General features: G+C 39.7%; 10 protein-coding genes, 9 tRNA genes, 2 rRNA genes and 2 pseudogenes (1 of these 23 cut by a window edge). 21 read left to right on the top strand and 2 right to left on the bottom strand.

Annotated elements, in window-relative coordinates:
• The 18 genes and pseudogenes from AB1279_RS23295 to glmS form a co-directional block, all read left to right on the top strand.
• Window positions 1-1,663: ribosomal RNA gene (locus tag AB1279_RS23295) — 23S ribosomal RNA — on the top strand (it extends 1,259 nt beyond the left edge of the window).
• A gap of 93 nt (window positions 1,664-1,756) precedes the next feature.
• A 5S ribosomal RNA gene (gene rrf / locus AB1279_RS23290) occupies window positions 1,757-1,872 on the top strand.
• A gap of 9 nt (window positions 1,873-1,881) precedes the next feature.
• A tRNA-Asn gene (locus AB1279_RS23285) sits at window positions 1,882-1,956 on the top strand.
• Window positions 1,957-1,959: 3 nt separating this feature from the next.
• A tRNA-Thr gene (locus AB1279_RS23280) sits at window positions 1,960-2,032 on the top strand.
• A 23-nt stretch (window positions 2,033-2,055) separates the two neighbouring features.
• Window positions 2,056-2,130: transfer RNA gene (locus AB1279_RS23275), tRNA-Glu, on the top strand.
• A gap of 5 nt (window positions 2,131-2,135) precedes the next feature.
• Window positions 2,136-2,211 (top strand) — tRNA-Val (locus AB1279_RS23270).
• 15 nt (window positions 2,212-2,226) lie between these two features.
• Window positions 2,227-2,310, top strand: a tRNA-Tyr gene (locus tag AB1279_RS23265).
• A gap of 67 nt (window positions 2,311-2,377) precedes the next feature.
• Window positions 2,378-2,452: transfer RNA gene (locus AB1279_RS23260), tRNA-Gln, on the top strand.
• A 5-nt stretch (window positions 2,453-2,457) separates the two neighbouring features.
• Window positions 2,458-2,533: transfer RNA gene (locus tag AB1279_RS23255), tRNA-Lys, on the top strand.
• A 5-nt stretch (window positions 2,534-2,538) separates the two neighbouring features.
• Window positions 2,539-2,610 (top strand) — tRNA-Gly (locus AB1279_RS23250).
• A 10-nt stretch (window positions 2,611-2,620) separates the two neighbouring features.
• Window positions 2,621-2,693 (top strand) — tRNA-Ala (locus tag AB1279_RS23245).
• A 140-nt stretch (window positions 2,694-2,833) separates the two neighbouring features.
• A pseudogene (locus AB1279_RS23240) lies at window positions 2,834-2,941 on the top strand (zinc ribbon domain-containing protein); the annotation flags it as partial.
• A gap of 193 nt (window positions 2,942-3,134) precedes the next feature.
• Window positions 3,135-4,286: a glycerate kinase gene (locus AB1279_RS23235; RefSeq protein ID WP_429761181.1), complete on the top strand. Its 1,152-nt coding sequence runs from the start codon at window positions 3,135-3,137 to the stop codon at window positions 4,284-4,286.
• A gap of 158 nt (window positions 4,287-4,444) precedes the next feature.
• Window positions 4,445-5,338 carry an arginase gene (rocF, locus tag AB1279_RS23230; RefSeq protein ID WP_429761179.1) on the top strand — a complete coding sequence of 298 codons (894 nt, stop codon included), beginning with the start codon at window positions 4,445-4,447 and terminating at the stop codon, window positions 5,336-5,338.
• Window positions 5,339-5,542: 204 nt separating this feature from the next.
• On the top strand, window positions 5,543-6,367 hold the full coding sequence (gene cdaA, locus AB1279_RS23225) for a diadenylate cyclase CdaA (RefSeq protein ID WP_429752802.1): 825 nt from the start codon (window positions 5,543-5,545) through the stop codon (window positions 6,365-6,367).
• The gene (locus tag AB1279_RS23220) at window positions 6,360-7,676 is read left to right on the top strand and encodes a CdaR family protein (protein ID WP_429761178.1); all 1,317 of its coding nucleotides are present in this window, start codon (window positions 6,360-6,362) and stop codon (window positions 7,674-7,676) included. Before cdaA ends, AB1279_RS23220 begins: the two co-directional genes overlap by 8 nt.
• Before the next feature lie 2 nt (window positions 7,677-7,678).
• On the top strand, window positions 7,679-9,025 hold the full coding sequence (glmM, locus tag AB1279_RS23215) for a phosphoglucosamine mutase (RefSeq protein ID WP_429761176.1): 1,347 nt from the start codon (window positions 7,679-7,681) through the stop codon (window positions 9,023-9,025).
• Between the two features lie 485 nt (window positions 9,026-9,510).
• Window positions 9,511-11,313, top strand: a complete 1,803-nt coding sequence (gene glmS, locus AB1279_RS23210) for a glutamine--fructose-6-phosphate transaminase (isomerizing) (RefSeq protein WP_429752799.1) — start codon at window positions 9,511-9,513, stop codon at window positions 11,311-11,313.
• Window positions 11,314-11,562: 249 nt separating this feature from the next.
• Here glmS and AB1279_RS23205 read toward each other — a convergent pair whose 3' ends face one another.
• Window positions 11,563-12,009: an AraC family transcriptional regulator gene (locus AB1279_RS23205; RefSeq protein ID WP_429761174.1), complete on the bottom strand. Its 447-nt coding sequence runs from the start codon at window positions 12,007-12,009 to the stop codon at window positions 11,563-11,565.
• A 269-nt stretch (window positions 12,010-12,278) separates the two neighbouring features.
• On the opposite strand from AB1279_RS23205, the gene AB1279_RS23200 reads away from it, so the two are divergent.
• From AB1279_RS23200 to AB1279_RS23190, 3 genes and pseudogenes are all read left to right on the top strand, one after another.
• The gene (locus AB1279_RS23200; RefSeq protein ID WP_429761172.1) at window positions 12,279-12,422 is read left to right on the top strand and encodes an SDR family NAD(P)-dependent oxidoreductase; all 144 of its coding nucleotides are present in this window, start codon (window positions 12,279-12,281) and stop codon (window positions 12,420-12,422) included.
• Window positions 12,419-12,607, top strand: a pseudogene (locus AB1279_RS23195) (iron chaperone); the annotation flags it as partial. The gene AB1279_RS23200 and the pseudogene AB1279_RS23195, both read left to right, overlap by 4 nt.
• 22 nt (window positions 12,608-12,629) lie before the next feature.
• Window positions 12,630-13,001 carry an iron chaperone gene (locus tag AB1279_RS23190; protein ID WP_429761171.1) on the top strand — a complete coding sequence of 124 codons (372 nt, stop codon included), beginning with the start codon at window positions 12,630-12,632 and terminating at the stop codon, window positions 12,999-13,001.
• Window positions 13,002-13,079: 78 nt separating this feature from the next.
• On the opposite strand, the gene AB1279_RS23185 is transcribed toward AB1279_RS23190, so the two are convergent.
• Entirely contained in the window at window positions 13,080-14,459 is a 1,380-nt protein-coding gene (locus AB1279_RS23185) for a catalase (RefSeq protein WP_429761169.1), read from the bottom strand.
• Window positions 14,460-14,953: the final 494 nt, after the last annotated feature.

The raw sequence follows: 14,953 nt of genomic DNA, 5'->3' as shown, positions 1-14,953 counted from the left end.
TCAGATCGTAAGGACTGGTGGAGCGCTTAGAAGTGAGAATGCCGGTATGAGTAGCGAAAGACGGGTGAGAATCCCGTCCACCGAATGCCTAAGGTTTCCTGAGGAAGGCTCGTCCGCTCAGGGTTAGTCAGGACCTAAGCCGAGGCCGACAGGCGTAGGCGATGGACAACAGGTTGATATTCCTGTACCACCTCTTTATCGTTTGAGCAATGGAGGGACGCAGAAGGATAGAAGAAGCGTGCGATTGGTTGTGCACGTCCAAGCAGTTAGGCTGGTAAGTAGGCAAATCCGCTTACCGCGAAGGCTGAGCTGTGATGGGGAAGCTCCTTATGGAGCGAAGTCTTTGATTCCCCGCTGCCAAGAAAAGCTTCTAGCGAGATAAAAGGTGCCTGTACCGCAAACCGACACAGGTAGGCGAGGAGAGAATCCTAAGGTGAGCGAGAGAACTCTGGTTAAGGAACTCGGCAAAATGACCCCGTAACTTCGGGAGAAGGGGTGCTTTCTTAACGGAAAGCCGCAGTGAATAGGCCCAAGCGACTGTTTAGCAAAAACACAGGTCTCTGCGAAGCCGTAAGGCGAAGTATAGGGGCTGACACCTGCCCGGTGCTGGAAGGTTAAGGAGAGGGGTTAGCGCAAGCGAAGCTCTGAACTGAAGCCCCAGTAAACGGCGGCCGTAACTATAACGGTCCTAAGGTAGCGAAATTCCTTGTCGGGTAAGTTCCGACCCGCACGAAAGGTGTAACGATTTGGGCACTGTCTCAACCAGAGACTCGGTGAAATTATAGTACCTGTGAAGATGCAGGTTACCCGCGACAGGACGGAAAGACCCCGTGGAGCTTTACTGTAGCCTGATATTGAATTTTGGTACAGCTTGTACAGGATAGGCGGGAGCCTTTGAAGCCGGAGCGCTAGCTTCGGTGGAGGCGCTGGTGGGATACCGCCCTGGCTGTATTGAAATTCTAACCTACGGGTCTTATCGACCCGGGAGACAGTGTCAGGTGGGCAGTTTGACTGGGGCGGTCGCCTCCTAAAAAGTAACGGAGGCGCCCAAAGGTTCCCTCAGAATGGTTGGAAATCATTCGTAGAGTGCAAAGGCATAAGGGAGCTTGACTGCGAGACCTACAAGTCGAGCAGGGACGAAAGTCGGGCTTAGTGATCCGGTGGTTCCGCATGGAAGGGCCATCGCTCAACGGATAAAAGCTACCCCGGGGATAACAGGCTTATCTCCCCCAAGAGTCCACATCGACGGGGAGGTTTGGCACCTCGATGTCGGCTCATCGCATCCTGGGGCTGTAGTCGGTCCCAAGGGTTGGGCTGTTCGCCCATTAAAGCGGTACGCGAGCTGGGTTCAGAACGTCGTGAGACAGTTCGGTCCCTATCCGTCGTGGGCGTAGGAAATTTGAGAGGAGCTGTCCTTAGTACGAGAGGACCGGGATGGACGCACCGCTGGTGTACCAGTTGTTCTGCCAAGGGCATAGCTGGGTAGCTATGTGCGGAAGGGATAAGTGCTGAAAGCATCTAAGCATGAAGCCCCCCTCAAGATGAGATTTCCCATAGCGTAAGCTAGTAAGATCCCTGAAAGATGATCAGGTTGATAGGTTCGAGGTGGAAGCATGGTGACATGTGGAGCTGACGAATACTAATAGATCGAGGACTTAACCATATAATATGAAGCAAATGTTATCTAGTTTTGAAGGAATATATTTTTTTGGAATTCCTGTTGACATTCTGAAAAGAATGTGTATAATAATAAAAGTCTGGTAATGATGGCAGAGAGGTCACACCCGTTCCCATACCGAACACGGAAGTTAAGCTCTCTAGCGCCGATGGTAGTTGGGACCTTGTCCCTGTGAGAGTAGGACGTTGCCAGGCTTGCATTATTCCGCAGTAGCTCAGTGGTAGAGCTATCGGCTGTTAACCGATCGGTCGTAGGTTCGAGTCCTACCTGCGGAGCCATATGCTTCCATAGCTCAGCTGGTAGAGCACTTCCATGGTAAGGAAGAGGTCACCGGTTCAAGCCCGGTTGGAAGCTTGCGCGAAGTATCGAAACTTTTTGGCCCGTTGGTCAAGTGGTTAAGACACCGCCCTTTCACGGCGGTAACACGGGTTCGAATCCCGTACGGGTCACCACTTTTGGAGGATTAGCTCAGCTGGGAGAGCACCTGCCTTACAAGCAGGGGGTCGGCGGTTCGATCCCGTCATCCTCCACCATAATTTTTTAATGTCGGAGGGGTAGCGAAGTGGCTAAACGCGGCGGACTGTAAATCCGCTCCTTCGGGTTCGGCAGTTCGAATCTGCCCCCCTCCACCATTTTTTAAAAAATTAACCTTACAAAGGTTTATTTTTTTGGTGAGACAAGCATACTAGTAAATATTAATGGGCTATAGCCAAGCGGTAAGGCAACGGACTTTGACTCCGTCATGCGCTGGTTCGAATCCAGCTAGCCCAGCCATTTACGAGCCATTAGCTCAGTTGGTAGAGCATCTGACTTTTAATCAGAGGGTCGAAGGTTCGAGTCCTTCATGGCTCACCATTTTTGCGGAAGTAGTTCAGTGGTAGAATACAACCTTGCCAAGGTTGGGGTCGCGGGTTCGAATCCCGTCTTCCGCTTTGTTACTTCGGGGCCTTAGCTCAGCTGGGAGAGCGCCTGCCTTGCACGCAGGAGGTCAGCGGTTCGATCCCGCTAGGCTCCATACACATAAAAGAAAAGCTTGAAGTCCAATATAGGATTTCAAGCTTTTTTGTTTATCTCGCTATTTGCGGGCAGTAAGACTCCTACCTCAAGATTGAGAGAGAATCGAAGAAGCTAGATGGGGAATGAAGAACCCCCCGTATTCGTACTCATATTTGTACAAAGTGTGGAACCGTATTGGATAGAGACTATAACGCGAGCCGGAACATCTTACAAAAAGGATTAGAAGAATTGTTTGCCACAAACTAAAGTCTACAAACTGTAGGGCAAGGTTATGTCCGAACAGTATAATCTACGCCTGTGGAGACTGTGTAAGACGCAGTGGAACACCCCGCTATGCAATAGTCTATGAAACAGGAAGCACCTTCTTCAATCAGAACGGAAGGTGGATAAGGAGGGGTTATTCACTGGTTTTTCATATAGTGAAAGGGAGTTGTTTCATGTGAAGATTATCATTGCGTCTGATTCTTATAAAGAAAGTTTAACTGCATTAGAAGTATGTGAAGCAGTAGAGAAAGGATTTCGCTCTATATGCCCTGAAGCAGAGTATGTAAAAATTCCTATTGCAGATGGTGGGGAAGGAACAGTACAAGCTCTTGTTGATGCAACACAGGGAAAAATCGTGAATATTCCTGTTACAGGTCCGTTAGGAGATTTAGTAGAAGGGTTTTACGGTCTCTCCTCAGATAAACGGACTGCCTTTATTGAAATGGCCGCTGCCTCTGGTTTACACCATGTTCCACTTGATAAAAGAAATCCACTTCTAACGACAACAAGGGGAACAGGGGAACTCATTTTACATGCGCTAGAAAATGGAGTCCATCATATTGTTTTAGGGCTTGGAGGAAGTGCTACAAATGATGGAGGAGCAGGAATGTTATCTGCTTTAGGTGTGCGTTTTTTTGATAGTGACAATCGTGTGATAGAGCCGAATGGCGGGAATTTAGATTTTATTACTTCTTTTGATATATCACAGCTCGATTCTCGTTTAAAGAAGGTTAAAATTGAAGCAGCTTGTGACGTTGCGAATCCGTTAACAGGAGGAACAGGGGCATCGTTTGTATTTGGAAGACAAAAAGGTGCCACAGACGAGGTGATAGAGAGGTTAGACTGTAATTTGAAGCATTATGCTCAATTAATCAAACAAACTCTTCATATTGATATTGAATTTATTCCAGGAGCAGGTGCTGCAGGCGGACTTGGAGCGGCTATCGTTGCCTTTTTACATGGTACCCTTAGAAAAGGTATTGACATTGTACTTGATTACACGAATTTTAATGCTCATTTGCAAGATGCGGATTTAGTAATTACGGGAGAAGGACGAATTGATGCACAGACAGTGTATGGGAAAGCGCCTATAGGAGTAGCAAAACGTGCTAAAGAGCATAACCTTCCCGTTATTGCAATTGCTGGAGCTGTTCATTCGAATCACACTCCTATTTATGAAGAAGGTATTGATGCTGTATTTAGCATTGTTTCAGGAGTAATGACATTAGAAGAAGCGTATGAAATGGGAAAAGAAAATATTTATATTACAGCACGAAATATTGCAGCTGTATGGAAACTTGGATTACAAAAACATCTCTATTCGTAAGAGATGTTTTTTTTTATGCATATTTTAACGGAAAAATCTAACTTTATCGCTCTTTTATATTGTATTTAGTGCATATAAATACAAAAAAATGTTAAGTTGAGTCAGACAATAGAAAAGATTTAAAATATTTAGTGAAAGCATAAAAGGGGGAATCATCTATGAAGAAAGAAATTTCAATTGTGGGAGTACCAATGGATTTAGGACAAACGCGCCGCGGTGTGGATATGGGAGCGAGTGCAATTCGTTATGCTGGAGTTGTTGAAAGAATTCAAAATATAGGATATAACGTGGAAGATTTAGGGGATATATGTATTGAAAGAGAATCTCAAATAAATGAAAATGAAAAGTTAAAAAATCTTGAACAAGTTGTAAAAGTATGTCACGAACTAGCAGATAAAGTTGATAACATTATTGAGAAAAAAAGTTTCCCGCTTGTATTGGGCGGTGATCATAGCATTGCAATTGGAACACTTGCTGGTGTTGCCAAACATTATAAAAATCTTGGCGTTATTTGGTATGATGCGCATGGGGATTTAAATACAGAAGAAACTTCTCCGTCTGGTAATATTCATGGCATGTCATTAGCTGCAAGCTTAGGACATGGTCATCCATCACTTGTTAATTTATACGGTGAGTATCCGAAAGTGAAAAAAGAAAATGTGGTTATCATTGGTGCTCGTTCTTTAGATGATGGAGAGAAAGAACTTATTCAGAAAGAGGGCATTAAAGTTTTCACTATGCATGAAATTGATCGTATGGGAATGACGGCAGTAATGGAAGAAACAATTGCATACTTATCACATACAGACGGCGTACATTTATCTTTAGATTTAGACGGTCTTGATCCGCATGATGCACCTGGCGTGGGCACGCCGGTTATGGGTGGATTATCATATCGTGAAAGCCACTTGGCAATGGAAATGCTTGCTGAATCAGGTATAATTACATCTGCTGAGTTTGTGGAAGTAAATCCAATTTTAGATGAGAAAAATAAAACTGCAATTGCAGCCGTTGCATTAATGGGATCTTTATTTGGTGAAAAGTTGAAATAATTTTAAAAAGCAGCTGAAAAGCTGTTTTTTTTATTTTAAAATAGAGGTATAGCAACAAATAATGTTAATAACCCCTTTTTAAAGTCTGATATCTAACGATTGTATGTCAGGTTTAGGAAGGAGGTTTGAAATTGTGGTTCATATAATGTATGTTATAATTAACCTAGTTGTTGTAAATTACATATAGATGGAGGAAGGGTCAGAATGCCTTTTGGAGATATGAATGTTCTTTTGAAATATCTCAGCACTATAGTAGATATCGCCCTTGTGTGGTTTGTTATATATAAATTGATTCTTGTAATCCGTGGTACAAAAGCTGTACAACTTTTGAAAGGGATTACAGTAATTATTATTGTTCGCATTTTAAGTTATGTTTTTGAATTGCATACCTTGCAATGGCTTATGGATCAAGCGTTAACTTGGGGATTTTTAGCGATTATTATCATTTTTCAACCAGAGTTAAGACGTGCCCTTGAGCAACTTGGACGGGGAAGTTTATTTTCACGTGGAGGTAACCAAGAGGAAGATGAACAGGAGTCTGTCGTCAATGCTGTTGTAAAGGCAACAGAATATATGGGGAAACGTCGCATTGGTGCACTTATTACAATGGCTAGAGAGACTGGTATGGGAGATTACATTGAAACAGGAATCCCACTAAATGCAAATATTTCATCAGAGCTATTAATTAATATCTTTATACCGAATACGCCTCTTCATGATGGGGCTGTCATTATGCAAGGAAATAGTATTAAAGCAGCTGGCTGTTACTTACCATTATCAGAAAGCCCGTTTATTTCTAAAGAATTAGGAACGCGTCACCGGGCAGCGATGGGAGTAAGTGAAGTAACAGACAGTTTGACAATTGTTGTGTCAGAAGAAACGGGGCAAATTTCCTTAACAAAAAATGGTGAATTACATCGTGATTTGAAAAGTGAACAATTAAAGGAAATGCTTATGAAAGAGCTAAGTGGAAATATAAAAGAATCTTCTTCATCTTTATGGAATTGGAGGAGAAAACGCCATGGATAAGTTAATGGATAACCATTGGTTTTTACGGGGAATTTCATTATTGTTGGCAATTATGCTCTACATGTCAACAAACCTAGATAAAAATGTATCAGGTAATTTTAATCCATCGCCTTTTCCGGTAGGAGATACAACAGAAACAATATCAGGAGTTCCTGTATCTGCTTACTATGACGAGGATAAGTATATTGTAAGTGGTATTCCGGAAAATGTAACAGTTACTCTTGAAGGACAAAATAATGTTGTAGCTGCAGCTAAAGTGAAACGACAGTATGAGGTGTTTATCAATTTGCGAGGGTATACACCGGGGACATATGAGATTCCTTTAAAATATAGTGGTGTTCCGAGCAATTTGCACTTGAAGGTTCAGCCTGCGAAAATAAAAGTTACAATTCAAAAGAAAGAAGTAAAATCTTTTCCTGTAGAAGTGAAGTATTTAAATGAGAATCAACTACAGGCAGGAACGAGTGTAGACAAACCTACTGTAAAGCCAAGTACGATTGAAGTAGCTGGTACAGAGGAAGAGCTTTCGCGAATTGCACTTGTACGAGCGTATGTTGATTTGAAAGGTGTTAACAAAACAGTCACAAAAGAAGCAAAAATTGTATTGTATGATAAAGATGGAAATCGTTTGGATTTGAAAACAGGTTCTTCTACTGTCAATGTCACTATACCAGTTTCAACACCTGAAAAAACAGTTTCCTTAGGTGTAACAAAAAAGGGGAGCTTACAAGAAGGTGTAACTGTAACGAATATAAAAGTTGAACCAAGTGAAGTAATGATTTATGGTTCAAAAGAAGTACTTGATAATATTACATCTCTTGATGGCGTCGAAGTAGACTTAAGTAAAATTACAGAGTCTACAACCTTCGATGCCTCTGTTTCTTTACCTAAAGGTGTTACAAAAGCAGAACCTACCCAAGTAAAGGTAACGGTTGAAGTACAAAAGCAACAGAGCAAAACAATAGACGGTATTCCTTTACAGGTAAATGGTTTATCGGATTTATTAACAATGAAACTTTTAGACCCGGCAAATGGGAAAATCAGTGTTGATATTTTTGGGGATGCAAGTGCTGTAGCAAAAGTAGATGCAGCGCAGATTAAAGCATCAATTAATTTAGGGAATATGGATGTAGGAACACATGATGTTCCAATTCAAATTACTGGTCCCGATAATGTCACATTAGAATTAAAACAAAAAAATGCGAAGGTAGAGCTTACAAAGAAGAAAGAAGAAGCGGGAAAAGAAGTACAAGGTCAACCAGAGCAGAAGCCGGATAAAGGAAATGAGCAAGAAAGAAGGAGCGAATAGTAATGGGAAAATATTTTGGTACTGATGGCGTACGCGGTATTGCGAATAAAGAGTTAACGCCTGAATTAGCATTTAAAATTGGTCGATTTGGTGGCTACGTATTAACAAAGAATACAGAGCGTCCAAAAGTTATTATCGGTCGTGATACACGTGTGTCTGGTCATATGTTAGAAGGTGCTTTAGTGGCTGGATTATTATCAATTGGAGCGGAAGTAATGCGCCTTGGTGTCATTTCTACTCCTGGGGTTGCCTATTTAACGAAAGCGTTAGATGCGCAAGCTGGTGTGATGATTTCTGCATCTCATAATCCTGTACAGGATAATGGAATTAAGTTCTTTGGCCCAGACGGCTTTAAATTAACAGACGAGCAAGAGGAAGAAATCGAAGCATTATTAGATAAAGAAGTAGATGAACTTCCACGTCCTGTGGGGACAGCGTTAGGTCAAGTAAACGACTACTTTGAGGGTGGACAAAAATACTTACAATACATTAAACAAACTGTAGATGAAGATTTTGCGGGCTTACATATCGCATTAGATTGTGCGCACGGTGCGACATCTTCCTTAGCACCGTATTTATTTGCTGATTTAGAAGCGGATATTTCCACAATGGGAACAGCGCCAAATGGTATGAATATTAACGAGGGCGTAGGTTCTACGCACCCTGAAGTATTAGCAGAGTTTGTGAAAGAAAAAGGTGCTGATATCGGTCTAGCATTTGACGGAGACGGTGACCGTTTAATTGCTGTTGACGAAAAAGGAAATATTGTAGATGGCGATCAAATTATGTACATTTGTGCGAAGTATATGAGCGAATCTGGAAAGTTAAAACATAATACGGTTGTTTCAACAGTTATGAGTAATTTAGGCTTTTATAAAGCTTTAGAAGCAAATGGTATTACAAGTGATCAAACAGCTGTTGGTGACCGTTATGTAATGGAAGAAATGAAACGTGGTGGCTATAACCTCGGTGGTGAACAGTCCGGTCATATTATTTTCTTGGATTACATTACAACTGGCGATGGAATGTTAAGCGCACTTCAACTTGTAAACATTATGAAAATGACGAAAAAATCATTATCTGAGCTTGCAAGTGAAATGACAAAATTCCCGCAATTACTTGTGAATGTTCGTGTAACAGATAAAAAACAAGCATTAGAAAATGAAAAAATTAAAGAGATCATTCATGTGGTAGAAGAAGAGATGAATGGCGATGGTCGTATTCTTGTTCGTCCTTCTGGTACAGAGCCATTAATTCGTGTCATGGCAGAAGCGCCAACACAGGAGCTTTGTAATCAATATGTAAATCGTATTGTAGAAGTTGTGAAAGCAGAAGTTGGAGCTGAATAACAGCGGAATTTTATAATAAAAAGGGGCACACTTTGTGCTCCTTTTGCATATAATTTTTATCTGCAATGAAAAAATTTCATTGACGCTTTATTCCATTTGTTATAAGATGATTTTGTTCTTTTTCTCAGCAAAATAGATTGAAGTAAGAAGCGCCAGAACTACCTAAGATGTAGTTGACGAGGAGGAGTTTATCGAGATTTCGGCGGATGGCTCCCGGTTGTTCATCACAACCGAAAACTTTTACTTAAAGCATTGAGGTGACTCTATGGACAAAGGTGAAAGTGTGATGAGAGAAGAGGAACGGATTACACTAGCAGTATGAAGTATACGGACTGAAACCAAAAATGAGAGGAAGGTGAAAGTCGTTACAAGCTTACAAAGCTAGCGATATGTAAAATCCGTTTTTTGTATGTGAATAATAAGGATCGGACTATGTCGTTACATGTTTATGTGAGAACATAAGTATGTTGTAACGGCGACAAAACATGTGTGGAATCGTAGGATTTATTGGTGAACAAGATGCAAAGGAAATTTTATTAAAAGGTTTAGAGAAGCTAGAATACCGTGGATATGATTCAGCTGGTATTGCAGTACAAGCAACAAATGGTGTTGTTGTATTTAAAGAAAAAGGTCGTATTGCAAAGCTTCGCGAAATCGTGGATGAAAATGTTGCAGCTAACGTGGGAATCGGTCATACACGTTGGGCAACTCATGGTGTACCAAGTCAGGTGAACGCACATCCACATCAAAGTGCTTCAGAGCGCTTTACCCTTGTGCATAATGGTGTAATTGAAAACTATGAGCTATTAAAGAATGAATATCTTCAAGATGTGAACTTCGTAAGTGAAACAGATACAGAAATAATCGTTCAGCTTATAGAAAAGCAAGTGAAAACAGGTTTGACGGTAGAAGAAGCATTCCGTAAAACGTTAACACTATTACATGGTTCATATGCATTGGCATTACTTGATGCAGAAAACCCAGACATGATTTATGTTGCTAAAAACAAAAGCCCGCTATTAGTGGGAACTGGAGATACATTTAATGTTGTTGCAAGTGATGCAATGGCAATGTTACAAGTTACAGATCAATTTATCGAATTAATGGATAAAGAAATGGTTCTTGTAACAAAAGAAAAGATTACAATTCAAAACTTACAAGGTGAAACGATTGATCGTGCACCATTTACAGCAGAATTAGATGCAAGTGATATTGAAAAAGGAACATATCCTCATTTCATGCTAAAAGAAATTGATGAACAGCCACTTGTAATTCGTAACATTATTCAAAAGTACCAAAATGAAGATGGCGAAATCGAACTAGATCAAGAGATTCGTGATGCGATTTTAGAAAGTGATCGTATCTATATCATCGCATGTGGAACGAGTTATCATGCGGGTCTTGTTGGAAAACAATTCATTGAGAGTTTTGCAAAGGTACCAGTAGAAGTACATGTAGCGAGTGAATTTTCTTACAACATGCCATTATTAACAGAAAAACCATTCTTTATCTACATTTCACAAAGTGGTGAAACTGCAGATAGCCGTGCAGTACTTGTACAAACAAATGAAATGGGATATAAGGCATTAACAATTACAAACGTACCAGGCTCTACGCTGTCTCGTGAAGCTGATTATACATTACCATTATATGCTGGCCCAGAAATCGCAGTAGCTTCTACAAAAGCATACACAGCACAGCTTGCAGTACTAGCGATTTTAGCAGCTGATATTACAAAAGCAAAAGGCTTAGCAGTTGATTTTGATTTAATCCAAGAACTTGGTCTTGTTGCAAACGCAATGGAAGTACTTTGCGATCAAAAAGATGAAATGGATGCAATTGCAAAAGAATACTTAGCAACAACACGCAACTGTTTCTTCATTGGCCGCGGCGTTGATTTCTATGTTGGTTTAGAAGGCGCATTGAAGTTAAAAGAAATCTCTTACATCCAAGCAGAAGGCTTTGCTGGCGGAGAGTTAAAACACGGTACAATCGCGCTAATTGAAAAAGGTACACCAGTTATCGCACTTGCTACGCAAGAGCACGTAAACTTAGGTATTCGCGGCAATGTAAAAGAAGTAGTAGCACGCGGAGCAAACCCTTGCATCATCGCAATGAAAGGCTTAGAAATGGAAGGCGACCGCTTCATCGTACCAGCTGTACACGAAGCACTAGCACCGCTTGTAGCAGTTATTCCATTACAGTTAATTGCATACTATGCAGCGCTTCACCGTGAGTGTGACGTTGATAAGCCTCGTAACTTAGCTAAGTCAGTTACTGTTGAGTAAGAGTTTTATAGATTTGGAATAAAGTTTGATTAAAAGTCCTGTATGATATGCAGGACTTTTTTTGTTCCGCAATCGGGCCATATTGTTGCACAATAAGTAAATTGGATTATTCAGGATGATATTATGAAGGGTTATACTTTAACGATAGGTGGGTTAATGAAAGAAGAACAAGAAGATAAGCAACTTGTTCTTCTCTTTTTATTTCTACCTTTTGTTAATGATGAAGTATGAAACAAGTAAAAAAGCTAATCAAACTACAGGCACACATATTTCGCAATAAGGATTGTTAATCGTATCACCAGTGTACCTTTCCAAAATGGGCTTGTTATCAATTTGATATCCATTGCTTTGTAGAGCTGGAAAAATATCAACATACGCTTTTTGAATATCTTCTGCTGTATGCTTGACCTCGAAAATAAGGTGTTTTCCACCAGAAAGTTCACTTTCACAAATTGAATCATCGATTTGATAATCTTTTGAAATCACAATACAAGCATCAAACCTGCAGTTTTCAGGAAGTGTTGTTTCAGGGTTATCTTGTGGAATTGCAAGTAGAATTGCAGATTTAAGAAGATTCTTCTCCTTAGCCCATTCTTTTAACTTCCCCATTACATCAATATTTGCAGGACCATATGGACCAACTCGTCGTACATAAGCGATGCGATAGTTTGGAAGTGTTTCGACTTTAAATTTCATAGTTTCTTTCTTCCTTTCTTTATTTATATTTGTTTGTTACATTTCGTAATGTAACACGCTTTAAAAATATATACATTTTATTTTTTAAAATTTTTCCAAATAGTGATTTTCCTTTTTCAACTAAACTAGCTAATAGAAACTCCTCTGTTATTCAATTAAAGGGCGCAATTCTTCAATAAGCATTGTGTGATCTTTCTTTATGTTTAGGGCGCGTTAATTTAAAAAGTAAAGGGGTTAGGATCATGTTACAATTGGTTTCATAGTAGTATTTGAGGATATATAGAATTGGAACGGAGAAAAAAATAATAACAGGTGCAGCTTCTGGAACTGGAAAAGAAATTGTTAAACAGTGCTTAAGTGAAGGTGCTTCAGTAATTGCATGCGATATTAATGAGCATTCCTTAAATGATTGAAAATTGTACCCGAAGAAGAGACAATGGTGCATTTTGCCGATGAAATCGCCCTGGCTGGCTACAGCGCTTCTTCACGCTTGTTCTGAATTCAATGGACTGAACCAGTTAATTACGAATTGCTAGAGAAGATAATTGAATTGAATATCAAGGACAAGGCTGAGAATTCGAATTTTTGGCGGCAATAGCATAATACCGAAGGAGGAAGAAATGGAAGTTTTTGCGAAATATTTAGCGGGTATCGATAACCCCGACCACCAGGGCCGAACAGAGGGAATTTTGGAGTGGGTTGCTAATAAATTCCCAAATTTGGAACCGCAAATCAAGTGGAATACGCCAATGTTTACCGATCACGGCACATTTATCATCGGCTTTTCCACAACGAAGCATCATTTGAGTATTTCACCCGAAGAAGTAGGCATTGCGCATTTTGCTGATGACATTGCCCAAGCTGGCTACAGCACTACAAAAGGCTTGTTTCGAATTCCGTGGAGTGAGCCGGTAAATTACGAATTGCTTGAGAAAATGATTGAATTTAATATTCAGGACAAAGCAGAATATATGAATTTTTGGCGGAAATAATACATCACGCCTTATCAAAAAACGCATGATAAAAAAACGTCATTTTAATCGTAAAAATGACGTTTTTTAATCTTCTTATCACTTTTTCATTTCAGTCTCAATTCTCTTTGCTAAGTCAGATGATACTTTATTGAAATACTCCATAACTTTCTTTCTAATATCATCAGATATAACCTTCAAATCACTAGCTAAATTTTCGACAAGATGTTCTTTTTCTATTTGGGTTAACCTCGTATAGAATTCACCAGCCTGCCCAAAGTCGTCTTGCTTTGTTATAGAAGTTCTTTCTAGTTTGCCTTCAACGTATCTTCCATCACCACTTGTAATTTGATTAGCTGGCGTCCAATTTTGCTGTTGGTTAATCGGTAATTTACGAAATTCAGCTCCAATTCTTCTTCTTTGAGAATCACTATAAATATTGGCACGGCCCTGCAGTATTTTATCATCAGATAATTCTGCGCCGTCTAGTAAATTAGAAACGGAGAAGGCGACTTTTTCTACTTGTTCCATATAATTATCAGGATTTTTATTTAATATCATTTTGCCTACTGGTATTAGGAGATACTCTTTTTCATCCCATACTTTTGTAGCGTCTAAAGGATCATAAGAGAGATTTGCTTCATCCTTTGGATCCATGAGCTGGACATATAAGCCATATACCACCGGTTTACCACCCGCAATCGCATCGTATAAATCTTTGCCAGTGTAATCAGGGTTTTCAGCGGCTAATCTATTTGCTTCTTCGCGATCAATGTATTGTACACCTTCAAATGGGTACCAATGGTATTTAACGTACTTTCTAATACCTTGAGCGTTTCTCCAAACATATGTATTTACACTATGTCCTGGAATGCGGCGAAGACTTTTTACCGTACCAGCATCAGAGTATAAACGTATAACAAAATGAATCGATTCAGGAGCTCTTGCTACAAAGCTCCAAGACCTATCAGGATCAATTAAATTATTTTTTGGTGAAGGTGAGAATGCTTTAATAAATTCCGGAAATCGTATCGCATCACGAACAGAAAAGACAGGAATGTGATTACATAAAAGGTCAAAAGCGCCTTCTTCTGTATAAAACTTTGTAGCAAAACCACGTACATTTCTAGATGTATCAGGTGTTCCTTTCGTACCGACAGCTAACGAAAAGCGAACCATAACAGGAACTTTCTGATTAGGGTTTTGTAAAAAGCTCAGTTTTGTATGTTCCGACATCGAATATATCGTTTGAAAATAACCAAATGCACCAAATCCTTTTGCATGAACAGGTCTTTCTAAAATCTTTTCATGAATAAATTCTTGTAAGGTTTCGTGTAGGACACCATCTTGTTCCAGTACAGGTCCCCCAGAGCCAATTGTCTGGGAATGAAGTTTAGCTTGCTCATTGGAGAGGCTTCGATTCTCATAATTGCTTTCCTCAGATAAGGTTTGCCTCTGTTTATGATGTTTTTCATTCATTATTATAGCCCCCAAAATTTAATTTCCATCAATCGTTACTAAATATGATTTTTAAGGCTTGAATATGTATCTTCTGCTTTTATTTTCAACATTCATTAGAAATATAGTTTCTTAAAGTTAGTAGCATTTTTCAGGGAATTGTAATATAAAGTGAATTTGAACCGATGTGTGAACGGACCGCTAGTTAAAGAAAACCCCTATGCAGTGGAGCTTTTTGCACAGGTAGAATTATGAAAGGATGAAGATGAATATGAAGAAGGGAAAGCTTCTTTAAATAGAAGCTTATTTTTGTGTGATAAAAGAGTATCAAAAGGCTAATAAAAAAGTATTTATAAGAAATGATCAAACTTTTTTATAAAACCGACACTTAAATCTGGGGTAAACATTTAATTACTACAATTAATTGTGTACGAGTTCAAGAAAAATGAAATTACCTGTCCACGAAAGAATATAGCGAACAGGTAATTTCAGTGTTTTGATGTTTGTCCATTTTC

The sequence above is a fragment of the Bacillus sp. S14(2024) genome (assembly GCF_050473785.1).
Classification (GTDB): domain Bacteria; phylum Bacillota; class Bacilli; order Bacillales; family Bacillaceae_G; genus Bacillus_A; species Bacillus_A yunxiaonensis.
Note: the sequence above shows the minus strand (reverse complement) of the source record. Positions and strands in the feature narration are given on the sequence as shown.